The following is a 22361-nucleotide window of genomic DNA, read 5'->3' as shown; positions in this document are numbered from 1 at the left end:
TGCGCGCGATCGTGCAAGCATTCTATGCAGACGCGCATGAAGATCCTGCTGTCCGCAAGCCTCGCCGTGCTCGCTCTTGCAAGCGCCCCTGCCACCGCCCGCCAGCTGACCATCGACGATGTCGTCAAGCTGTCGCGCGTGTCCTCGCCCGCCGTGTCGAAGGACGGCCGCTGGCTGGTGTGGGAACAGCGCGAGACCGATCTCGCCGCCGATCGCGGGCGGTTCGACCTGTGGCGGCTCGACCTGACGCGCAAGGGTGCGAAACCCGAGCCGCTGATCGCCGAAGCCGATGTGAACGAGACCGGCGCGCAATTCTCCGCCGATGGCGCAACCGTCTATTACCAGTCGGACAAGGGCGGCAGCGACGCGGTCTGGTCGATCGGGATCGCTGGCGGCACGCCGCGCAAGCTGACGAGCTTCGAGGGCGGCTTTGGCGGGTTCAAGGTCGCACCGACCGGCGACAAGCTGGTGATCTGGGCCGACCGCAAGCCCGGCGCGCCGAGCCTTGCGCCCGCCATGGTCAAGAAGGACCCGAATGCCGGGGCGGGGCGGACTTACGACCAGCTGTTCGTGCGGCACTGGGACACATGGTCGAACGGCGACCGGTCACAGCTGTTCGTGCTGCCGCTGACGGCCGCGGGTGCAACCGGTGACGGCGTCGCGGTGACGGGCGGCCTGATCGGCGATGCGCCGTCCAAGCCGTTCGGCGGCGGCGAGGAAGTGTCGTGGAGCGTGGATGGCAAAACGCTGTATTTCGCGCTGCGTGAGGCGGGGCGGATCGAGGCAATTTCGACCAATCTCGACATCTTCTCGGTCCCCGCGGACGGTTCCGCAGCGCCGGTCAACCTGACGGCGGCGAACACCGGCATGGACAATCTGCCGACGGTGTCGCCCGACGGCCGGACGCTCGCCTGGTTCGCGATGGCGCGCGCCGGGTTCGAAGCGGATCGCCAGGTGCTGATGACGCGCGACCTGGCGAGCGGTCAGGTCCGCGCGGTGACGCAGGGCTGGGATCGCTCGGTCGCGTCGATCGCGTGGAGCCCCGACAGCAAGCGCATCTACGTCACCGCCGACGACACGCAGGAAACGCCGGTGTTCGCGGTCGATCCCGTGACGGGCAAGGTGACTCGCCTGACGCAGGAGGGCCATGTCGGTGCGGTCGTGCCGACGCCGAAGGGCGTGGTCGTCGCGATCAGCAGCCTGACCACGCCCGACGATTTCTACGCGCTGGCGGTGAAGGGCAAGCGGATGCCGAAACGCGAGCGGCTGACCTCGGTCAACGCGGCAAAGCTCGCGGGCATCGACATGCCGACCGTCACGCGGTTCAACTTCAAGGGCGCGAACGACGACACCGTCTGGGGCTATGCGGTGAAGCCGTATGGCAGCCCGGCCTCGACCCAGAATGGGAAGGTCCCGGTCGCCTATATGGTGCACGGCGGACCGCAGGGGTCGAGCAACAACAGCTGGTCCTATCGCTGGAACCCGGCGGTGTTCGCGGGTGCGGGCTACGGGCTGGTCGCGGTCGATTTCCACGGGTCGACGGGGTATGGCCAGGCCTTCACCGACGCGATCAGCAACAATTGGGGCGGCTGGCCGCTCGAGGATCTGCAAAAGGGGCTGGCGGCGGCGACCGCCAAATTCGGCTGGCTCGACGGCGACCGCGCCTGCGCGCTCGGCGCGTCGTACGGCGGCTATATGATGAACTGGATCGAGGGGAAGTGGCCCGACCGGTTCAAGTGCATCGTCCAGCATGACGGCGTCTTCGATGCGCGTGCGATGGCGTACGAGACCGAAGAGCTGTGGTTCGACGAGTGGGAGCATGGCGGGAAGACCTATTACGAGGATCCTGCCGCGTTCGAGAAATGGAACCCGGTCAACTACGTCGCCAACTGGAAGACGCCGATGCTGGTGATCACCGGCGAGAAGGATTTCCGCATTCCCTACACGCAGGGGCTCGCGAGCTTCACCGCGTTGCAGCGGCGGGGGATTCCGTCGCGATTGCTGGTCAACCCGAACGAGAATCACTGGGTGCTGAAGCCGAAGAACAGCCTGCAATGGTATGGCGAGGTGATCGGCTGGATGGACAAGTGGACGGCGAAATAAGGGGCGCATCGGTTGCCGGGGAGGCTGTTCCCCCCATGCCGTCATCCTGACGAAAGTCAGGATCCAGGGTAACGGACGCTGACGTTCCTGACTCTGGATCCTGACTTTCGTCAGGATGACGGGAATGGAAGGAGCCGCTAGCGCTCAGTGCGCCTTGGGCTTCTTCACGGCGTGGAGGGCGAGTGCGATCGCGCCACCGAGGATCAGGCCGACCACGCCCGACAATGCGGCGTTGACCACCCAGTTCACCACGCCCTTGGCCACCGGCACCGCGGCGGCGGCGCCCGCGGCGGCATCGTGGATGAAGTGCGGGATCGTCGTCAGCCCGAAATCCTCGATCCCGTGGACGATGATCTGCCCGCCGACCCAGACCATCGCCGCGGTGCCGACCACCGACAGCACCGACATGACGACCGGCATGCCCTTGACCAGGCCGCGTCCGAACGCCTGGACCGCGGGGCTTTTCCGCTCGGTCAGGTGCAGGCCGATATCGTCCATCTTCACGATCAGCGCGACGACGCCGTAGACGAGGATCGTGATCGCGACGCCGACCAGCGCAAGCACGATCGCCTGTTCCCAGATCGGTTCGGCGGCGACGTCCGACAGCGCGATGACCATGATCTCCGCCGACAGGATGAAGTCGGTGCGGATCGCGCCCGACACCTTCTGGTCCTCGAGCGTCTTCGGATCGATCGGGGCGGTGGCTTCGGCTTCGGCATGGCCGCCGCCGAGCGCTTCGAGGATCTTTTCCGCACCCTCGAAGCAGAGATAGGTCCCGCCGATCATCAGCAACGGGGTCAGCGCCCAAGGTGCGAACGCGCTGAGCGCGAGCGCTGCGGGGAGGATGAAGAGCAGCTTGTTGCGGAACGAGCCGAGCGCGATTTTGCCGATCATCGGCAATTCGCGCTTGGGCGAGAACCCGACCATGTAGCGCGGCGTGACCGCGGCATCGTCGACCACCACGCCGATCGCCTTGCTGCCCGCCTTGCCGGTCGCAGCACCGATATCGTCGAGGCTGGCCGCGGCGAGCTTGGTGATCCCGGCAATGTCGTCGAGCAGTGCGACCAGTCCTGTGGGCATCGATGGGTCCTTCGCGTGATCGGTAAGAGGCGGCAATAGCCGGTCCGCGGTAACGTGACAGCGATGTCATGCAACGGGTTTCGACCTTGCGCAAAGTGCGTGACGCGCGGAATGGTTGCGCGGTGACGCACATCACGACGGGATCGAGCATGACAGACGACTTCATCACCAACCTGCCCAAGGCCGAACTGCATCTGCATATCGAGGGCAGCCTCGAGCCCGAGCTGATGTTCGCGCTCGCCGAGCGCAACAAGGTCGCGATCCCGTTCAAGAGCGTCGAGGACGTGCGCGCGGCCTACAGCTTCACCAACCTTCAGACCTTTCTCGACATCTATTATGCGGGCGCGGCCGTGCTGAAGACCGAGGAGGATTTCCACGATCTGGCGCTCGCCTATTTCGACCGGGTCGCGCAGGACGGCGTGGTCCATGCCGAGATCTTCTTCGATCCGCAGACGCACACGCACCGTGGTATCCCGTTCGACGTCGTCGCCAACGGCCTGTTCGCCGGGATCGACGCGGCGCGGGCGAAGCACGGGATGAGCATCGGCCTGATCATGAGCTATCTGCGGCATCTCGACGAGGAGGATGCGTTCAGGACCTTCGAACAGGCCGAGCCCTGGCTCGACCAGATGATCGGCGTCGGGCTCGATTCGTCCGAGATGGGGCATCCGCCGTCGAAGTTCGCGCGCGTGTTCGAAGCATCGGCAGAAGCCGGGCTGCTGCTGTGCGCGCATGCCGGCGAGGAGGGCCCGCCCGCCTATATCCATGAGGCGCTCGACATCCTGCGCGTCGACCGGATCGACCACGGCAATCGTGCGCTCGAGGATCCGGTGCTGGTCGCGCGGCTCGCGCGCGAGGCGATGACGCTGACCGTGTGCCCGCTGTCGAACGTCGCGCTGCGCAACGTCGACCGGATCGAGGACCATCCGATTGACCGGATGCTCGATCTCGGCCTGCGTGCGACGATCCATTCGGACGACCCGGCCTATTTCGGCGGCTATATCGGCGAGAATTACCGGCAGACCGCGCGTGCGCGCAACCTGTCGCGCGGGCAGATCGTGACACTGGCGCGCAACAGCTTCCTCGGCAGCTTCCTCGATGACGAGGCGATCGCCGGGCATCTGGCTACCCTCGAGGCCTATGTGACCGCGCATCCGTGATCCGGCGCTTTCTATCGATCTTCGAGCCGTTCATCCTGATGCTGCTCGGCACCGTCGTGCTGGCGAGCCTGGTGCCGGCGCGGGGACAGGCGGCGACGATCGTCGGCTATGTCGCCGACGTCGCAATCTTCCTGCTGTTCTTCCTGCACGGCGCAAAGTTGTCGCGTGCTGCGATCTGGGACGGACTTCGCAACTGGCCGCTCCACCTCGCCGTACTGGGGGTGACGTTCATTGCCTTTCCCGCGCTCGGGCTCGGGCTGACCGCGCTGCCCTTCGTCGACGAGCGGATGGCGACGGGCGTGCTGTTCCTGACGCTGCTGCCCTCGACGGTCCAGTCGTCGATCGCCTTTACCGCGATCGCGCGCGGCAATGTCGCGGCCGCGGTGTGCAGCGCATCCTTTTCCAACCTGCTCGGCATACTGATCACCCCCGCGCTGGTCGCGCTGCTGATGCGGAACGCAGGCAATGCCGGCGGGATGTCGATCGAAAGTGTCGAGACGATCATCGTCCAGCTGCTCGTGCCGTTCGTGGCGGGGCATGTGCTGCGGCCCTGGATCGGCGCATGGGTGACGCGGCGCAAGGCGATGCTGACGATCGTCGATCGCGGATCAATCCTGCTCGTCGTCTATGGCGCGTTCGGCGCGGCGGTGATCGAGGGGCTGTGGAGCCGGGTGTCGCTCGGCGACCTGCTCCTGATCGGGCTGCTCTCCTGTGCCCTGCTGGCCATCGTGCTGGCGCTGACGCTGACCATCGCGCGGCTGATGCGATTGCCGCGCGAGGATGCGATCGTGTTGCTGTTCTGTGGGTCGAAGAAGAGCCTCGCGTCGGGGGTGCCGATGGCCGGCGTGCTGTTCCCTGCGGCGCAGGTCGGTGTGATCCTGTTGCCGCTGATGCTGTTCCACCAGATCCAGCTGATCGCCTGTGCGGTTATCGCGCGCCGCTATGCAGACCGGGCTGATGCGCGCGTGGAGGCGATGGCACCGGTGGCGTAACTGCCTTGGCTTATTTGCTTTTCCGCGCCAGAAACGACATGGTCGCGGCGTGAGGGAAAGGCCCAGCATCTGTGACTGATACCGCGTTGGACCTTACGGCCTGCGATCGGGAGCCCATACACATTCCCGGCGCGATCCAGCCGCACGGGCTGTTGCTCGTTGCCGATGCGGCGAGCTTGCGCGTCGTTGCGGGCGCGGGCGATATCGAGACCCGGCTGACCCCCGACTGGCTGGGCGCGGACCTGGCGACGCTGATCGGCCAGGGCGTCGCCGCAGTGCTGGCCGAGCGGTCCGGGCGCGGCAGCATGATCGGCGCTGCGGTCGGCACGCTGGTCGCGGGTACCAGCGAGCAGTTCCACATGGTCCTGCATGCGAGCGAGGAACACGTCCTCGTCGAGCTCGAGCCCGCCACGACGGCGCCGTCGAGCGCCGCGACTGTGCTCGGCTGGCTTGATTCGATGGCGACCGCGTTCGAGCGGTCGGGCAGTCTCCAGGCGCTGTGCGAACAGGCGGCGGTCGCGTTCCGGACGCTGACCGGGTTCGACCGCGTCATGGTCTATCGCTTTCTCGACGATGAATCCGGACGCGTGATGGCCGAGGATCGCGACCCTGCGCTGCACAGTTTTCTCAACCATCATTTTCCTGCGACCGACATCCCGAAACAGGCGCGCGCGCTGTATGTCCGTAACCGGACGCGCGCGATCCCGCATGCGGTCTATACACCCGCGATCCTGCGCCCTGCTGGGTTCGAGAGGCTCGACCTGAGCGACGTCGCGCTGCGCAGCGTGTCGCCGATCCATCTGCGCTACATGACCAATATGGGCGTCGCGGCGTCCGCGTCGATCTCGATCGTCAAGGACGGGCTGTTGTGGGGGATGATCGCCTGCCACAGCATGACGCCGCGGACGCTGGCGCCCGATATCCGCGCGACCGCGAGCACGCTGGCGAGCAGCCTCGCCCGACAGATCCGCGCGAAGGAGGAGGCCGAGGGATACCGCGAACGCCTGCGGCTGCGGTCGGTGGAAGACGTCGTCGTGCTCAAGATGGCCACCGAGGGCAGCGCGCAGCGGACCGCGGCGGCGGTCGGCGACGACCTGCGCCGGATGCTGGCGAGCGACGGCTTCGCACTCGTCCAGCACGGCGCGGTGCAGTGCGACGGCCAGTGTCCGGACGACAGAGACGTACTGGACCTGGTCGAGTGGATCCGCAGCCGCGGGACAGGCGACATCGTTGCAACGCATGCGCTGTCGACGCTCTACCCGCCGGCGGAACGCTATCGGTCGAAGGCGAGCGGGCTGCTCGCGATGCCGCTGATCGACGAGGGCGCGGTGCTGCTGTGGTTCCGCGCCGAGCGGATCACCGAGATCGAATGGGCGGGCAATCCGCACAAGGCGACCTCCGGGGACCCTGCCGAGCAGCTGACGCCGCGCACGTCGTTCGCGTCATGGACCGAAGAGGTGCGCGGCGAATCGCGGCGCTGGTCGCTCGAAGAGATCGAGGCCGGCTATCGGCTGCGCCGGATGTTCCACGACAGCTATGCGAGCAACCGGATGCGCGCGCTCAACCGCGAATTGCAGCGGACGCTGGCCGAAAAGGATCTGCTGATCGAGCAGAAGGACGTCCTGATGAAGGAGGTCAATCACCGTGTGCAGAACAGCCTGCAGATGGTCTCCGCGTTCCTCGCGCTGCAGGCCAAGGCGGCGGGCGACGCGAACGTCACCGCGCATCTTGCCGAGGCGCAGGCACGGCTGTCCGCGGTCGCGCTGGTGCACCGGCGGCTGTACCGCGACGACCAGGTCCAGTCGGTCGACCTCGCGCGCTATCTCGAGGAACTGGCGGGCGACATGAAGGGGACGCTGGGGCAGGACTGGGGCGCGCAGATGCGGCTCGACCTCGCACCGGTGCTGATGCCGACCGACCGTGCGGTCAATGTCGGGCTGATCCTGACCGAGCTCGTCATCAATGCCAGCAAATATGCCTATGGCGGACAGCCGGGGCCGATCCTGATCGCGCTCGAGCAATATCGCAACCAGATCCGGCTGATCGTCGCGGACAAGGGCGTCGGTCAGACCGGCACGCGCGTCGGGTTCGGCAGCCGGATGATGAACGCGGTGGTCGGACGACTGTCGGGATCGATCGCGCAGCATGACAACATGCCCGGGCTACGCGTGATCATGACCGCCCCGATCGAGGATTGAGGCTTAGCGCGCGGCGGCGGCGCGGCGATACAGGTCGAAGGTCGCACGCGCGCCGGTGATGGCCTGGTCGATCCACCTGTCTGTTCCAACAAGCGTCGCGGCGCGGTCGAGTGCACCGAGCAGCTCGCGCCATTCGCCCGACAGATGGCGCGCACCGAGATAGGCGGTCGGCAGCCCGTCGGGCACGGTACGCGCGAGCATGATGCCGCCGAGCCGTGATCCCTCCACGACATAGAGCGCGCCCCAAGCCGCCGCGTCGCCCGCGGGCAGCGTGAAGGGCAGGGGTAGAGGCATCGTCTCGCCCAGCGCCGCGAGGTCGGCGGCGAGGAGGGGCGTGCGGGGGCGGAAGTGCGCCAGGCCCGGGACGGCTGCCAGTGCATCCTCCGCTGCGGGAAGCGCGCGCGCGTGCGCGTGGAGGAACGCGCGATAGCTGTCGGGCGCGGCGAGGTCGAAGTTGCCATAGGCTGTGTCGACGCGGTCGTGATCGCCGCCGGTCTCGCTGCGCAGCGCGGCGACGATCGAGCGTGGCGGGTCGTTCAGCAGCATCGGCCACCGCCCTTGCCGCCGTAGCGCGCCTGTTCGCGGTCACGGAAGAACGCCGCGGGATCCATCGCCGCATGGCCGGGGTGATTCTCGGCCATGTGCTGCAGATAGGCGGCGTAGGAGGGCTGGCCGACCATCATCAGCGCGGTCTCCCGCGCGCGTGCCAGCAGATGCCGGATCCGCGGCGTCATTCGGCCGGGACCAGCATGGGCGGAACCTCGGTCACGGTCGGGCGATCGACCTTCAGCGCCGCGCGGCAGCTGCGGATGCCGAAGGCAAGGATCGACACGACGACGCCGAGGAACAGCGCGATCAGCGCCGCGTCGATGCGGTCGTTGAAGATGATCCGCTGCATCTCCGCCATCGTCTTGGCGGGCGCCAGGATCTCGCCGCGCGCCGCAGCGTCCGCGAACTTGGACGCATGCGCGAGGAAGCCGACCTTCGGATCGCTCGAGAACAGCTTCAGCAGCCCCGCGGTGATCGTGCACAGGCACAGCCATGCGGCGGGCAGGATCGTCACCCAGGCATAACGCTGGCGCTTCATCCGGAACAGCACGACCGTGGCCAGGATTAGCGCGACCGCGGCGAGCATCTGGTTCGAGATGCCGAATAGCGGCCACAGCGTGTTCACGCCGCCGAGTGGATCGGTGACGCCCTGATAGAGGAAGAAACCCCAGGCCGTGACGCACAGCGCGGTCGCGACGATGCCCGGCCCGATCGCCGAGGCATTGCGGAACGACGGCACCACGAGCCCGATCAGGTCCTGCAGCATGAAGCGCCCGGCGCGCGTGCCGGCATCGACCGCGGTCAGGATGAACAGCGCCTCGAACAGGATCGCGAAGTGGTACCAGAACGCCTTCATCGCCTGACCACCGATCAGGTTGCTGAAGATCTCCGCCATCGCGACCGCCAGCGTCGGCGCGCCGCCGGTGCGGCTGATGATCGTCGTCTCACCGACATCGCGCGCGGCCTGCGCCAGCGCTTCTGGCGTGATTGCAAAGCCCATGTTGGTGACCGCGGCGGCCGCCGACGCCGCGTCGGTGCCGAGCACCGCGGCGGGGCTGTTCATCGCGAAGTAGATGCCGGGATCGAGGATCGTTGCGCCGACCAGCGCCATGATCGCGACGAAGCTTTCCATCAGCATCGCGCCATAGCCGATGAACGGCGCGTCACCTTCGCTGGCGATCAGCTTGGGCGTGGTGCCGCTGGCGATCAGCGCGTGGAAGCCAGAGACTGCACCACAGGCGATCGTGATGAACAGGAACGGGAACAGCCCGCCCGACCAGACCGGACCACTGCCGTCGATGAACTTGGTGAGCGCGGGCATGCGCAGCGGCGGTGCGACGACCGCAATGCCGATAGCCAGCGCGACGATCGCGCCGATCTTGAGAAAGGTCGACAGATAGTCACGCGGGGCGAGCAGCAGCCAGACCGGCAGAACCGACGCGACCGCGCCGTATCCGACCATCAGGATGCACAGCTGGACCGGGGTCAGCGTGAAGACCGGGCCCCAGAAGGCGGACTCGGCGACCTGGCCGCCATAGACGATCGCGAGCAGCAGCCCGATGACGCCGAGGATCGAGACTTCGCCAATGCGCCCCGGACGGATCCAGCGCGTGTAGATCCCCATCGCGAAGGCGAGCGGGATCGTCGCCGCGACGGTGAACAGCCCCCAGGGGCTGCCCGCGAGCGCGCGCACGACGATCAGCGCGAGCACCGCGAGGATGATGACCATGATCGCAAAGGCACCGATCAGCGCGATCGTGCCTGCCACCGCACCCATTTCCATGCGGATCAGCTCGCCGAGCGACCGCCCGTCGCGGCGCATCGAGATGAACAGGATCATGAAGTCCTGCACCGCGCCTGCGAGCACGACGCCGGCGAGGATCCAGAGCGTGCCGGGGAGATAGCCCATCTGCGCGGCGAGCACCGGCCCGACCAGCGGTCCGGCGCCGGCGATCGCGGCGAAATGGTGACCGAACAGGACGTTGCGGTCGGTCGCGACATAATCGAGCCCGTCCGCGCGGCGGATGGCCGGGGTCGGCCGCGTCGCATCGAGCTGCATGACGTTGCGCGCGATATAGCGGGCGTAGAAGCGATAGGCGATCAAATTGACCGAGACCGACGCGGCGACAATCCACAGCGCGTTGACATGCTCGCCGCGCTGGAACGCCACCACCGCGAGCGCGCACGCCCCGAGCAGGCTCATCGCACCCCAGCCGATCTTTTCGCGTAACGTCATGCGGTTGCTCCCCCGTCCGGTCCTTGTACCAGCCATCGCGGATTTGGCGGAGGAGCGCTAGGGGGGAGCGCTAGGGGGAGCCGCCTCAGACCTGCGAGTGGTGGCCCTTCAGCTCGTCGCCGACGATCCGCACGACATGCAGCACGTTGGTCGAACCCGGCGTACGGAACGGCACGCCCGCGAGCACGATCACGCGGTCGCCCGCCTTCGCCATGCCGTGGCGCAGCGCCATGCGCTTCGACTTGGCGACCATGTCCTCGAACGACTCGACGTCGCGGGTGTGGACCGCATGCGTGCCCCACAACAGGCCGAGGCGGCGCGCAGTGTCCTGGCTCGGCGTCAGCACCAGCAGCGGCACCGAAGGCCGCTCGCGCGCGATCCGCCGTGCGGTCGAGCCCGAGGTGGTGAAGCAGATGATCGCGACCGCGGATACCGTCGCGGCGATGTTCTTCGCCGCCTCGGCCAGCGCGTCGGCGGTCGTCGGATCGGGCTTCATCACGGTGAAGTGCATGCGGTCGCCATGCTCGGGATCGGCCTCGACCGACACGCCGATCGCGTCCATCATCGCGACCGATTCGACCGGCCATGCGCCCGCGGCGCTTTCCGCCGAGAGCATGATCGCATCGGCACCGTCATAGACCGCGGTCGCGACGTCCGAGACCTCGGCGCGCGTCGGCGAGGGTGAGGTGATCATCGATTCGAGCATCTGAGTCGCGACCACCACCGGGCGGCCCATGCGGCGCGACACCTCGACGATGCGCTTCTGCAGCGGCGGCACCGCCTGCGGGGGCATTTCGACACCGAGATCGCCGCGCGCGACCATCACGCCGTCGCACGCCTCGACGATCTCCTCGAGCCGCTCGATCGCGGCGGGCTTCTCGATCTTTGCGAGCAGCGCGGCCTTGCCGCCGATCAGCTTGCGTGCCTCCCACAGATCCTCGGGGCGCTGGACGAACGACAGCGCGATCCAGTCGACGCCCTGGTCGACCGCGAAGTCGAGATCGCTGCGATCCTTCTCGGTCAGCGCGGCCATCGGCAGGACGACGTCGGGAACGTTCAGCCCCTTGTTGTTCGACAGTGCGCCGCCGACCTCGACCCTGGTCGTGATTTCGCGCGGGCTGTGCGAGACGACGCGCAGCACCAGCTTGCCGTCGTCGAGCAGCAGACGCGCGCCCGGTTCGATCGCGGCGAAGATCTCGTCATGCGGCAGTTCGACGCGGGTCGCATCGCCCGGCGTCGTGTCGCGGTCGAGCACGAAGGTCGAGCCGGTTTCGAGCACCGTGCGGCCGCCGTCGAACTTGCCGACGCGCAGCTTGGGGCCCTGGAGATCGGCGAGGATCGTCGAGGGACGACGATATTGCTTCTCCAGCGCGCGAATCGCCTGGATCACCGCGATCTTCGACTGCTGGTCGCCGTGGCTCATGTTGATGCGAAACGCGTCGGCGCCGGTGCGGAACAGCGTCGCGATCATCTCGGGCGTGCTGCTGGCAGGGCCTAGCGTCGCGAGGATGCGGACTTTGCGCGAGCGGGGTGCGATGGCCATGGTCATGCGTTGCGTTTCCTGGGGGAGGTCTTTGCCGCCACGGGCCTTAAACCCTATCTCGGTGGGATCAACTACGGAGCATACGAATGAACCACGATAGCGACACGCTGGACACACTCGACGATGCCGTAGCGGCGCAGGCCTTTCGCCGGCTGATCCGCCACCTGCGCCACCGCGACGATGCGCAGAATATCGACCTGATGGGTCTGGCGGGATTCTGCCGCAACTGCCTGTCCGACTGGGTCGAGGACGCTGGTGGTCTCGACAAGGATGCGGCGCGCGAGGCGGTGTACGGCATGCCCTATTCGCAGTGGAAGGCGCAGCACCAAGGCGACGCCACGCCCGAGCAGCTCGAGCGAATGAAGGCTAGCGTCGCCAAGAATGCGGTCGTCTGACCCGGGGTCGCTTGAGCCGCGAACGGTTACCGCCTAGACGCGGCGCCGCACTTGCAGCGGCGCGATTCATCGGTGGTCCTTGGGACCCCGGTCGCCGCATGCGGGTCTGTGTTTCGAGCGAATGGGGACGAGTATCATGACGGACGAACGCCAACACGGCATGGGCGGCGGCGCGGTCGCAGCGGACGAACTGCGTCTGCTGATCGAGCGCGCTGAGCGTCTCGAAGAAGAGAAGAAGGGTATCGCGGACGACATCAAGGACGTGATGGCCGAGGCCAAGGGCCGTGGCTACGACCCCAAGGCGATCCGCAAGATCCTGTCGATCCGCAAGAAGAAGAAGGAAGAATATCAGGAGGAGGAGGCGATCCTCGAGGTGTACCTCCAGGCTCTGGGGATGATCTGACGATCGGACTCTGCGCGGTGTCTCCCTCGCGATGCGTCATCGACGCCGGGGTGGACGCCGCGTCAACGTCGACGCGGTACCGGTGAGCCATGCTCGTATCGATCGCTGCGGCGTCATTTCTGTTTCTGGTGATCAACGCGGTCACGGTCGCCGCGTTCGCGCTGGACAAGCGCCGATCGCGCGGTGGCGCATGGCGCATCCCCGAATCCCGTTTGCTCTGGTTCGCAGCGCTCGGTGGCAGCCCCGGCGCCTTCTGGGCGCGCCGTCGTTTTCGCCACAAGACCCGCAAGCAGCCGTTCGTCGGCCGGCTGCAGATGATCGCGATCGTGCAGATCGGCGTGGTCGCCGGACTGGTCTTCGCTTTCGCGGTCTAGTTAAGCCGCTTCTGCCGGCAGTGTCGTCCAGCCGAGTCCCGGGATCGTGATAGAGCGCTTGCCCGCCAGGTCTGTGCGGCAGACGATCAGGTTGCGGCTTTCGATATAGCCGATCAGGCGCTTCACGCGGCCGAGCGAGCTGGTGCCATAGGTCGCGGCGATGCGCGCGTCGGAGGGGCAGGGTTCGCCCTCACGCGCGGCGCGTGCGACCAGCAGGAAGGCGCCGAGCATGTCGTCAGGCAGGCCGCTGGCGACATCGAGTGCCGCGGTCCACGCCTCGTCGGTCATGTCGAAGATGCCGGCGCGTGCGCAGCTCAGCCGGCGGACGAAGCCCGGCAGATCGAGCGGGGGCTTGGCGAGGCCGCCCATCCGGCATCGCACCTGGAAATCCTGGAACAGCACCGAGGGCGGGCGCAGCGTCGATTCGGGATCCTCGACGATCGCGCGGAACACGTCGGCATAGACCGCCTCGACCTCGTCATCGGTCTTCTCGGGCGGCGGGGGCGCGGCGGTGCGCGGCTCGGGCGGGCGGGCGATACCGTCGAGCAGTTCCTCGGCCGGAACGCGCCGCGGCCGCGAATCGAAGAGCAGGCCGAGTTCGGGGGCGTCGACCACGGGCTCGGACAGCAGGTCCTGCAGGTCCATCGGCGCGGCGCTGGGGAGCGGGGTCAGCTTGGGGCTGCCGCTGCGTGCCGAGGTCGCGACGTCGCCGATCTTCACGGTGATGGGGCGGCGCGAGACCGCGGGGCCGAGCGCCATGAACGTCCCGCGCTGGAGGTCGCGGATCGCCTCCGCCTGACGCCGCTCCATGCCGAGCAGATCGGCGGCGCGCGCCATGTCGATGTCGAGGAAGGTCCGGCCCATCAGGAAGTTCGACGCCTCCGCCGCGACGTTCTTCGCGAGCTTCGCCAGACGCTGAGTCGCGATCACGCCGGCGAGACCACGCTTGCGGCCGCGGCACATCAGGTTGGTCATCGCCGCGAGCGAGGCACGGCGGACCTCTTCGGACACTTCGCCGCCGGTGACGGGCGCGAACATCTGTGCCTCGTCGACGACCACCAGCACCGGATACCAATGCTCGCGCGGCGCATCGAACAGCGCGGAGAGGAACGATGCGGCACAGCGCATCTGCCCTTCGACCTCGAGTCCCTCGAGGCTGAGCACAGCGGACGTCCGGTGTTCGCGCAGGCGGGTGGCGATGCGCGCGATCTCGCGTTCGCTATAGTCGCCCGCCTCGATCACGACATGGCCATGCGGGCCCGCGAGCGTCACGAAATCGCCCTCGGGATCAATCACGATCTGCTGGACATGCCCCGCCGACCGTTCGAGCAGGCGGCGCAGCAGATGCGATTTTCCCGATCCCGAATTGCCCTGCACCAGCAGGCGCGTGGCGAGAAGTTCCTCCAGGTCGACGCCGACGGCCGTACCATTGCCGTCGGTGCCCATATTCACGCTAACCGTCATGCCGCGCGTTTGGCAGGTGCGGGCGCATCGGGGCAAGGAGTCTTTCGCGGGTCTCGTCGCAAGCGCGGTTTTGCGCGCTGGCTTAATCTGCAATCGCGGTTACGCCGTTCGCCATGGCTACATCCTCTCCGCTCGACGATCTCTCGCACCGCCTGCTCGGCAAGCCCCCCGGCGAGCTCAACGACGAGCAACGCCGCGTGCTCGCGGGGATCGAGGCGGGGACTACGGTCAGTCGCGACGCCGCCGACCTGGCCGACGAACGCGCGACGTTCGGCGAGCGGCTCTCGGACCGGGTTGCGGCGGTCGGCGGGTCGTGGGGGTTCATCATCGCGTTCACTGCGGTGCTGCTCGGCTGGATGATCCTCAATTCGGACATCCTCACCCATTTCAACGCGGCGTTCGATCCCTATCCCTACATCTTCCTCAACCTGCTGCTGTCGACGGTCGCGGCGATCCAGGCGCCGATCATCATGATGAGCCAGAATCGGCAATCGGCGAAGGACCGGCTCGCCGCGAGCCTCGATTACGAGACCAATCTGCGCGCCGAGCTCGACATTTTACGCGTGCATCACAAGATCGACCATCTGGTGCTCGCGCGGCTCGACGCGATTGAGGCGAAAATCGATGCTCTGGCGAAATCGGGTGCCGGAGCCTAAGAGCGGCGCATCAGCTATAGAGGCACAGATGGCAGGCCATTCCAAATATAAGAACATCATGCATCGCAAGGGTGCGCAGGACAAGAAGCGCTCGTCGGCGTTCAGCAAGCTCAGCCGGGAAATCACGGTTGCGGCCAAGATGGGCCTGCCCGATGTCGACATGAACCCGCGCCTGCGCGCGGCAGTGAATGCGGCCAAGGCGGCGTCGCTGCCCAAGGAGAACATCCAGCGCTCGATCGACAAGGCGAGCCGCGGCGATGCCGAGAATTACGAAGAGATCCGCTATGAGGGCTTCGGGCCGGGCGGCGTGTCGCTGATCATCGAGGCACTGACCGACAACCGCAACCGTACCGCAACCAACGTGCGCGTCGCGGTCGGCAAGAATGGCGGTAACCTAGGTGCCGGCGGGTCGGTCAGCCATGCGTTCGACCGCGTCGGGCTCATTTCCTATCCGGCGAGCGCGGGCGATGCCGACACGGTGTTCGAGGCTGCGCTCGAGGCGGGGGCCGAGGACGTGACGTCAAGTGAGGACGGGCACGAGGTCTGGACCGCACAGGGCGACCTGCATGAAGTCGCCAAGGCGCTCGAGGCGAAGCTCGGCGAGGCCGAGGGCGCGAAGCTCGCCTGGCGGCCGCAGACGATGGTCGCGGTGGATGCCGACGATGCGGCGACGTTGTTCAAGCTGATCGACGCACTCGACGATGACGACGACGTGCAGACGGTTTGGGGCAATTACGAGATCTCGGACGAGATCATGGAGACGCTGGGTTGAGCCAGTGAGAAGGAAGATTGGTTCGCGCGGAGGCGCGGAGGCGCGGAGAGAGATGCGTCGTGCATGCGTCCTCCGCGCCAGCGGCATCACACCCGCAGGCATGCCCGATGGCGTGAAGGTCGCGCTGATGCGCGACAGCGGTCAGAAGCGCACCCCCTCCGCGCCTCCGCGCCTCCGCGCGAACCAGTCTTCTTTCTTCGCATGATCATCCTCGGACTAGATCCCGGCCTCGGCACCACGGGCTGGGGCGTCATTCGTGCCGACGGTAACCGGCTGAGCCATATCGCGAATGGCCAGATCCGGACCGATCCGTCGATGGCGCTGCCGCGGCGGTTGACGGCATTGTATTCGGCGTTGCTCGACGTCATCCGCGCCGAGCGGCCGGATGGCGCCGCGGTCGAGGAGGTGCTCGGCAACACCAATGCGCAGTCGACGCTGAAGCTGGGGCAGGCGCGCGGCGTGGTGCTGCTCGCAGCGGCGGGGGCGGGGCTGCATATTGGCGAATACCACCCCTCGACCGTCAAGAAAGGCGTCGTCGGCACCGGCGGCGCGGACAAGAAACAGATCCAGGCGATGATGGCGGTGTTGCTGCCCGGTGCGAAACTCGCCGGCCCCGATGCCGCCGACGCGCTGGCGGTGGCGATCACGCACGCGCATCATGTCGCGAGCGCGGCGGCGCTGTCGCGACGCACGGGAGTAGGCGCATGATCGTCCATCTGAAGGGCCGGCTCGATTCGACCGGGATCGACCATGCGGTGATCGATGTCGGCGGGGTCGGCTATCTGGTCGGCGCGTCGGCGCGCACGCTGTCGGCCCTCGGGCCGATCGGTGAGGCCTGCACCGTCTTCACCGAACTGCTGGTGGGCGAGGATTTCCAGCGGCTCGTCGGATTTTCGAGCGCGGACGAGCGCGACTGGTTCCGGTTGCTGACCGCGGTGCAGGGCGTCGGCGCGCGGGTTGCGCTCGCGATCCTGTCCGCGCTCGAACCCGTCGACCTGTCACGGGCGATCGCCAGCGGCGACAAGGCGATGGTCGCGCGCGCGAACGGCGTCGGGCCGAAGCTCGCCCAGCGTATCGTCATGGAATTGAAGGACAAGGTCGGCGGGATCGCGCTCGGGCTCGGGCCCGCGGTGGTCAATGCGGCGCCAGGGGCGTCGGCGGATGCGGTGTCGGCGATGCTCAACCTGGGGTTCCGGCCTGCCGAGGCGAGCGTCGCGGTGGCGGCGGCGGACGAGGAACTGGGGCCGGGCGCGACGCTCGACGCGCTCGTCCGGCTGGCGCTGCGCAAGGCGTCGAAGCCCTAGTCTCAGTCGGTCTTCGGCCGTTTGGCGGACCGGCGGGGCGCGGGGCCGGGGCCGAACGCGTCGAGCGCATCGGCATTGGTGCGGCCCCAGTCGTAGAGCAGATTGACCGGCTCGACGAACCGCCTGCCGAGCGGCGTCAGACTATATTCGACCGCGGGGGGCATCGTCGCGAGCACGTCGCGCAGGATCAGCCCGCTGGTTTCCATGTCGCGCAGCGTCTGCGTCAGCATCTTCTTCGAAATGCCGGGCAGGCTGCGGTGGAGGACGCCGGTGCGCGCGCCGCCCTCGTGCCGCGCGTCGAGCGTGTGGAGGACCATGCTCGTCCATTTGGTCGCAAACAGGTCGAGCACCCGGCGCGGTGCGCAGTCCTCGCGCCAGTCGTCGGTCACGGGGGCAGGATCGGGGGCGAGATCAGAGTTGGGGGGCGTTGTCATACTGGGTTCCTGAACGTCGCTGGATCCCGAAAGGTGCCCGGGGCCCCGAATGGTGCCGTCTAGAACGCGTCGCTGGCGATGCCTAGCTACTGCGTTCAAGCGAAACGGAGAATGACGATGGCCCGGACGGCATTGGTGGTTGGCACGAGCGGTATTGTCGGCAGCGCGACGGCGGCGCTGCTGATCGAACAGGGATGGACGGTCCATGGCCTCGCGCGGCGTCCGTCCGACCAGCCCGGCGTGCACCCGGTCGCTGCCGACCTGACCGACGCGGCAGGCACCGCCGCCGCGCTGAAGGATCTTGCGCCCGACGCGGTGTTCGTCTCGACCTGGTCGCGCCAGGCGACCGAGGCGGAGAATATCCGCGTCAACGGCGCGATGGTCCGCAACCTGCTCGACGGCCTGCGTCCCGCCAAGTCGGTGCGGCATGTCGCGCTGGTGACAGGCCTGAAGCATTATCTCGGGCCATTCGAGGCATATGGTAAGGGCGTGCTGCCGCAGACGCCGTTCCGCGAGGAGCAGGGCCGGCTCGAGGTCGAGAATTTCTATTATGCGCAGGAGGACGAGGTGTTCGCGGCTGCCGAGCGCGACGGCTTCAGCTGGAGCGTGCACCGTCCGCATACGGTGATCGGCAAGGCGGTTGGCAATGCGATGAACATGGGGACGACGCTGGCGGCCTATGCGACGCTCTGCCGCGAGACCGGGCGGCCGTTCCGCTTTCCGGGATCGGCGGCGCAGTGGAACGGGCTGACCGACATGACCGACGCGCGTCAGCTCGCGGCACAGCTCGTCTGGGCAACGACGACGCCCGAGGCGGCGAACCAGGACTTCAACATCGTCAATGGCGACGTGTTCCGCTGGAGCTGGATGTGGTCGCGGATCGCCGACTGGTTCGGGATCGAGGCGGCGCCGTTCGACGGCACGATCGTCCCGCTTGAGGAACAGATGGCGGATGACGCGGTCGTGTGGCAGCGGATCGCCGAGCGCGAGGGGCTGGTCGAGGCCGATCTCACGCGTCTCGCCTCCCCGTGGCACACCGATGCCGATCTTGGTCGGCCGATCGAGGTCGTCACCGACATGGGCAAGAGCCGGCGGATGGGCTTTACGCGCTACCAGCCGACCGACGATGCGTTCTTCGACCTGTTCGCACAGCTCCGCGCGGACCGACTGATCCCGTGAATTCGGTAGGCCGGTCGGGCGGGACGCGCGCGACGGGGTGACAGGGGCGGGCGTGAACGGGTAGGGAACGGGCTTGATGACCGATGCCGAACGCCTGCTCACGCCAGCCCGCCGCCCCGAGGACGTGGATGCGGCGCTGCGCCCCAAGAATCTCGACGAATTTGTCGGGCAGAAGGCCGCGCGCGAGAATCTGCGGATCTTCATCCAGGCGGCCAAGGCACGCGGCGATGCGCTCGACCATGTGCTGTTCTTCGGGCCGCCGGGGCTCGGCAAGACCACGCTCGCACAAATCGTCGCGCGCGAGATGGGGGTGGGGTTCCGCGCCACCTCGGGGCCGGTGATCGCGAAGTCGGGCGACCTTGCCGCGCTGCTGACCAATCTCGAGGATGGCGACGTGCTGTTCATCGACGAGATCCACCGGCTGCAGCCCGCGGTCGAGGAGGTGCTGTATCCAGCGATGGAGGACCGCGCGCTCGATCTGATGATCGGCGAGGGGCCCTCGGCACGCAGTGTGCGGATCGACCTGCCGCGCTTTACTTTGGTCGGTGCGACGACGCGGCAGGGGCTGCTGACGACGCCGCTGCGCGATCGCTTCGGCATCCCGGTGCGGCTGCAATTCTATACCGTCGACGAGCTCGAGCGGGTGGTGACGCGCGCGGCTGGGTTGCTCGGGCTCGCGATTTCGAAGGACGGGGCGATGGAGGTGGCGCGGCGCGCACGCGGCACGCCGCGCATCGCCGGGCGGCTGCTCCGCCGGGTTCGCGACTTTGCCGATGTCGCGGGCGCCGAGATCGTCGATGCGCGCACCGCCGACGCCGCGCTCAACCGGCTCGAGGTCGATGCGCTGGGGCTCGACGCGATGGACCGGCGCTATCTGATGATGATCGCCGACATCTATCGCGGCGGGCCGGTCGGGGTCGAGACGCTGGCAGCGGGCCTCAGCGAACCGCGCGACACCATCGAAGAGGTGATCGAGCCCTATCTGATCCAGCTCGGCCTCGTCGCGCGGACCGCGCGCGGGCGGTGCATGAATGCGGGCGGGTGGAAGCATCTGGGCCTCAATCCGCCGGTCGGGAGCCAGGACGGGTTGTTCGACGTTTGAGGCAGGGCACGCAGCAATGACGATAGACCGGGCTTGCGCAGAAGAATACTTTTGTTGCGTGGCACCCAAGCGCTTGATCTGGTAGCTCCTCCCCATGCCCGTTTCGGCCGCCGCCTCCGCCCGCGAGATCCTCACCAGCCTTCACGACGTGATGGCCGCGCGCACGACCGCGCAAGCCAAGCTCAATTCGGTCGTCGGCATCATCGCCGCGGCGATCGATAGCGAGGTCTGTTCGATCTACCTCCTGCGCGAGGGCGTGCTCGAGCTGTTCGCGACGCGCGGCCTTGCACAGGAGGCGGTGCATGTCACCAAGCTGGCGCTGGGCGAGGGGCTGGTCGGCACGATCGCGCAGCAGGTCGAGGTGCTCAATCTCGACGAGGCGGCGAGCCATCCCGATTTCGCCTACAAGCCCGAGACCGGCGAGGAGCGCTATCACAGCTTTGCCGGGGTTCCGATCATCCGGCGCGAACGCGCGGTCGGCGTTCTTGCAGTGCAGCATGCCGAAACGCGCAAATATCAGGACGTCGAGATCGAGGCGCTGCAGACCGTCGCGATGGTGCTGAGCGAGCTGATCGCCAATGCCGGGCTGATCGACACCGCGGGCGGCGGATCGGATCGCCCGCAATCGACCGCGGCGATGCGGATCCCGGGGCAGAAGCTGGTGGACGGGATGGGCGCGGGCTTTGCCGTGTTCCACCAGCCGCGCATCCATATCGAGCATACCGTCGCCGAGGACACCGATGCCGAGCGGCACCGCGTCTATGCCGCGTTCGACAAGATGCGCGAAGGCATCGAGCGGATGACGCGCGAGGCCGAGTTCGGCGTCGGCGGCGAGCATGAGGAGGTCCTCGAGACCTACAAGATGTTCGCCTATGACGAGGGCTGGGCGCGGCGGATCAACGAGGCGATCGATTCCGGCCTGACTGCGGAGGCGGCGATCGAGCGCGTCCAGCAGCGTACCCGCCAGCGGATGCGGCAGATCGACGATCCGCTGCTCGCCGACCGGATGCACGATCTCGAGGATCTGGCGAACCGCCTGCTGCGGATCGTGTCGGGCCAGATGGGTACCGCCGCGCAGATGGGGCTCAGGCAGGACACGATCCTGATCGCGCGCAATCTGGGGCCGGCCGAATTGCTCGAGTATGACAAGCGCCGGTTGAAGGGCGTGATCCTCGAGGAAGGGTCGCTGACCGCGCACGTGACGATCGTCGCGCGGGCAATGGGCGTGCCGGTGCTCGGCCGTGTCCGCGGCGTCCGGCGGTTGATCGCCGAGGGCGATCTGCTGCTGCTCGACAGTGCCGACGCCAATGTGTTCGCGCGACCCTCCGCGGCGATGGAGGAGGCGTTCGAGGCGCGACTTGCGCTGCGGCAGAAGCGCAGGGCGGCGTTTGCGGCGCTGCGCGACGTGCCGCCGATCACGAAGGATGGCCATCGGCTGACGCTGATGGTCAATGCCGGGTTGCGGGACGATGCGGCCGCGCTCGACATCACCGGTGCGGACGGGATCGGCCTGTTCAGGACCGAATTCCAGTTTCTCGTATCCGCGACGCTGCCGCAGCGCGAGCGCCAGCAGCGGCTGTACCGCGAGGTGCTGGAGGTGGCGGGCGATCGGCCGGTGATCTTCCGGACCGTCGATATCGGCGGCGACAAGGCGCTGCCCTATCTCAACAAGGCCGCCGCGGATGAGGAAAATCCGGCGATGGGCTGGCGCGCGCTGCGGCTGGGGCTCGAACGCGACGGGCTGATGAAGGTGCAGGCGCGCGCGCTATTGGAAGCAGCGGCGGGGCGCACGCTCAACGTCATGTTCCCGATGGTCAGCGAGCCCTGGGAGTTCGACGAGGCCAAGGCGCTGTTCGAGGCGCAGCGGAGCTGGCTGGCGGGGCGCGGGCGCAAGCTGCCGACGACGATCCGCTACGGCGCGATGCTCGAGGTGCCGGCACTTGCCGAGATGCTCGACATCCTGCTGCCCAAGATCCAGTTCCTGTCGGTCGGCACCAATGACCTGACACAGTTCCTGTTTGCCGCCGACCGCGCCAATCCCAAGCTCGCCGAGCGCTATGACTGGCTGAGCCCGTCGATTTTGCGGTTCCTTGCCCGGCTCGTCGAGCCTGCGCGCGCGGCCGGTGTCGATCTCGGCGTGTGCGGCGAGATGGGCGGGCGGCCGCTCGAGGCGATGGCGCTGGCGGGGATCGGGATCGACCGGCTGTCGATCACCCCGGCGGCGGTCGGGCCGATCAAGGCGATGGCGCGCTCGCTCGATCTGGCGGCGATCACCGCGAAGATGACGGCCTTGCTCGCCGATCCACCGCGCGACATGCGCGCCGTGCTGACCGACTGGGCAACGGAAAACGGTGTCGAGCTCGCCTGACGCGCGGGTTTCGCTAGGGCCTTCGCGTTGACATGGGTTATTGGCTCTG

22 protein-coding genes are annotated in these 22361 nt (G+C 67.5%); 15 read left to right on the top strand and 7 right to left on the bottom strand.

Features of this window, described 5'->3' with window-relative positions; translation table 11 throughout:
* Nucleotides 1–36 precede the first annotated feature (36 nt).
* Nucleotides 37–2103: a S9 family peptidase gene (locus IFT71_RS17565; RefSeq protein ID WP_192142556.1), complete on the top strand. Its 2067-nt coding sequence runs from the start codon at nucleotides 37–39 to the stop codon at nucleotides 2101–2103.
* Between the two features lie 144 nt (nucleotides 2104–2247).
* On the opposite strand, the gene IFT71_RS17560 is transcribed toward IFT71_RS17565, so the two are convergent.
* Nucleotides 2248–3183: a DUF808 domain-containing protein gene (locus tag IFT71_RS17560; RefSeq protein WP_192142554.1), complete on the bottom strand. Its 936-nt coding sequence runs from the start codon at nucleotides 3181–3183 to the stop codon at nucleotides 2248–2250.
* A gap of 149 nt (nucleotides 3184–3332) precedes the next feature.
* On the opposite strand from IFT71_RS17560, the gene IFT71_RS17555 reads away from it, so the two are divergent.
* From IFT71_RS17555 to IFT71_RS17545, 3 genes are all read left to right on the top strand, one after another.
* Complete coding sequence (locus IFT71_RS17555; protein ID WP_056409237.1) at nucleotides 3333–4343, top strand: adenosine deaminase; 1011 nt, start codon at nucleotides 3333–3335, stop codon at nucleotides 4341–4343.
* On the top strand, nucleotides 4343–5335 hold the full coding sequence (locus IFT71_RS17550; protein WP_446740772.1) for a bile acid:sodium symporter family protein: 993 nt from the start codon (nucleotides 4343–4345) through the stop codon (nucleotides 5333–5335). The genes IFT71_RS17555 and IFT71_RS17550 overlap by 1 nt, the downstream gene beginning before the upstream one ends.
* 71 nt (nucleotides 5336–5406) lie before the next feature.
* Nucleotides 5407–7533, top strand: coding sequence for a histidine kinase dimerization/phosphoacceptor domain -containing protein (locus tag IFT71_RS17545; protein ID WP_192142552.1), 2127 nt, complete (start codon nucleotides 5407–5409; stop codon nucleotides 7531–7533).
* Between the two features lie 3 nt (nucleotides 7534–7536).
* Here the strand turns inward: IFT71_RS17545 and IFT71_RS17540 are convergent, their stop codons facing one another.
* From IFT71_RS17540 to pyk, 4 genes are all read right to left on the bottom strand, one after another.
* A complete protein-coding gene (locus IFT71_RS17540) occupies nucleotides 7537–8079 on the bottom strand; it encodes a biliverdin-producing heme oxygenase (RefSeq protein ID WP_192142544.1) in 543 nt (180 codons plus the stop codon).
* Nucleotides 8070–8267 (bottom strand): YbdD/YjiX family protein, encoded by a 198-nt coding sequence (locus tag IFT71_RS17535; protein WP_037527929.1) that lies wholly within the window; start codon nucleotides 8265–8267, stop codon nucleotides 8070–8072. Before IFT71_RS17535 ends, IFT71_RS17540 begins: the two co-directional genes overlap by 10 nt.
* A complete protein-coding gene (locus IFT71_RS17530; protein ID WP_042466965.1) occupies nucleotides 8264–10318 on the bottom strand; it encodes a carbon starvation CstA family protein in 2055 nt (684 codons plus the stop codon). Before IFT71_RS17530 ends, IFT71_RS17535 begins: the two co-directional genes overlap by 4 nt.
* 85 nt (nucleotides 10319–10403) lie before the next feature.
* Nucleotides 10404–11867: a pyruvate kinase gene (gene pyk / locus IFT71_RS17525; protein ID WP_056408891.1), complete on the bottom strand. Its 1464-nt coding sequence runs from the start codon at nucleotides 11865–11867 to the stop codon at nucleotides 10404–10406.
* Nucleotides 11868–11947: 80 nt separating this feature from the next.
* Here pyk and IFT71_RS17520 point away from each other — a divergent pair, with 80 nt between their 5' ends.
* The 3 genes from IFT71_RS17520 (at nucleotide 11948) to IFT71_RS17510 (ending at nucleotide 13033) form a co-directional block, all read left to right on the top strand.
* A complete protein-coding gene (locus IFT71_RS17520; protein ID WP_192142542.1) occupies nucleotides 11948–12256 on the top strand; it encodes a DUF1244 domain-containing protein in 309 nt (102 codons plus the stop codon).
* Nucleotides 12257–12416: 160 nt separating this feature from the next.
* Entirely contained in the window at nucleotides 12417–12659 is a 243-nt protein-coding gene (locus tag IFT71_RS17515; protein WP_197975315.1) for a DUF2312 domain-containing protein, read from the top strand.
* Between the two features lie 89 nt (nucleotides 12660–12748).
* Entirely contained in the window at nucleotides 12749–13033 is a 285-nt protein-coding gene (locus IFT71_RS17510) for a DUF1294 domain-containing protein (RefSeq protein WP_056679033.1), read from the top strand.
* On the opposite strand, the gene IFT71_RS17505 is transcribed toward IFT71_RS17510, so the two are convergent.
* A complete protein-coding gene (locus IFT71_RS17505; RefSeq protein WP_107045068.1) occupies nucleotides 13034–14497 on the bottom strand; it encodes an ATP-binding protein in 1464 nt (487 codons plus the stop codon).
* A gap of 113 nt (nucleotides 14498–14610) precedes the next feature.
* Here IFT71_RS17505 and IFT71_RS17500 point away from each other — a divergent pair, with 113 nt between their 5' ends.
* Genes IFT71_RS17500 through ruvA form a run of 5 tightly spaced genes read left to right on the top strand, consistent with a single transcriptional unit; the run spans nucleotide 14611 to nucleotide 17229 of the window.
* Nucleotides 14611–15153, top strand: coding sequence for a DUF1003 domain-containing protein (locus IFT71_RS17500; RefSeq protein ID WP_192142540.1), 543 nt, complete (start codon nucleotides 14611–14613; stop codon nucleotides 15151–15153).
* Between the two features lie 28 nt (nucleotides 15154–15181).
* Nucleotides 15182–15925, top strand: a complete 744-nt coding sequence (locus IFT71_RS17495) for a YebC/PmpR family DNA-binding transcriptional regulator (RefSeq protein WP_031395214.1) — start codon at nucleotides 15182–15184, stop codon at nucleotides 15923–15925.
* 52 nt (nucleotides 15926–15977) lie between these two features.
* Nucleotides 15978–16130, top strand: coding sequence for a hypothetical protein (locus IFT71_RS17490; protein ID WP_192142538.1), 153 nt, complete (start codon nucleotides 15978–15980; stop codon nucleotides 16128–16130).
* Nucleotides 16127–16633: a crossover junction endodeoxyribonuclease RuvC gene (ruvC, locus tag IFT71_RS17485; protein WP_031395213.1), complete on the top strand. Its 507-nt coding sequence runs from the start codon at nucleotides 16127–16129 to the stop codon at nucleotides 16631–16633. The genes IFT71_RS17490 and ruvC overlap by 4 nt, the downstream gene beginning before the upstream one ends.
* Complete coding sequence (ruvA, locus tag IFT71_RS17480; protein ID WP_031440320.1) at nucleotides 16630–17229, top strand: Holliday junction branch migration protein RuvA; 600 nt, start codon at nucleotides 16630–16632, stop codon at nucleotides 17227–17229. The genes ruvC and ruvA overlap by 4 nt, the downstream gene beginning before the upstream one ends.
* Before the next feature lie 2 nt (nucleotides 17230–17231).
* On the opposite strand, the gene IFT71_RS17475 is transcribed toward ruvA, so the two are convergent.
* A complete protein-coding gene (locus IFT71_RS17475; protein WP_042466957.1) occupies nucleotides 17232–17663 on the bottom strand; it encodes a winged helix-turn-helix transcriptional regulator in 432 nt (143 codons plus the stop codon).
* A gap of 117 nt (nucleotides 17664–17780) precedes the next feature.
* On the opposite strand from IFT71_RS17475, the gene IFT71_RS17470 reads away from it, so the two are divergent.
* The 3 genes from IFT71_RS17470 (at nucleotide 17781) to ptsP (ending at nucleotide 22312) form a co-directional block, all read left to right on the top strand.
* Nucleotides 17781–18842, top strand: a complete 1062-nt coding sequence (locus IFT71_RS17470) for an SDR family oxidoreductase (RefSeq protein WP_031440318.1) — start codon at nucleotides 17781–17783, stop codon at nucleotides 18840–18842.
* 76 nt (nucleotides 18843–18918) lie between these two features.
* Complete coding sequence (gene ruvB / locus IFT71_RS17465; RefSeq protein WP_031440317.1) at nucleotides 18919–19944, top strand: Holliday junction branch migration DNA helicase RuvB; 1026 nt, start codon at nucleotides 18919–18921, stop codon at nucleotides 19942–19944.
* A 94-nt stretch (nucleotides 19945–20038) separates the two neighbouring features.
* Nucleotides 20039–22312: a phosphoenolpyruvate--protein phosphotransferase gene (gene ptsP, locus IFT71_RS17460; RefSeq protein ID WP_192142536.1), complete on the top strand. Its 2274-nt coding sequence runs from the start codon at nucleotides 20039–20041 to the stop codon at nucleotides 22310–22312.
* The last annotated feature ends 49 nt before the right edge of the window (nucleotides 22313–22361 follow it).

This window comes from Sphingomonas sp. CFBP 13733 (genome assembly GCF_014841795.1).
GTDB classification, from domain to species: domain Bacteria; phylum Pseudomonadota; class Alphaproteobacteria; order Sphingomonadales; family Sphingomonadaceae; genus Sphingomonas; species Sphingomonas aerolata.
Note: the sequence above shows the minus strand (reverse complement) of the source record. Positions and strands in the feature narration are given on the sequence as shown.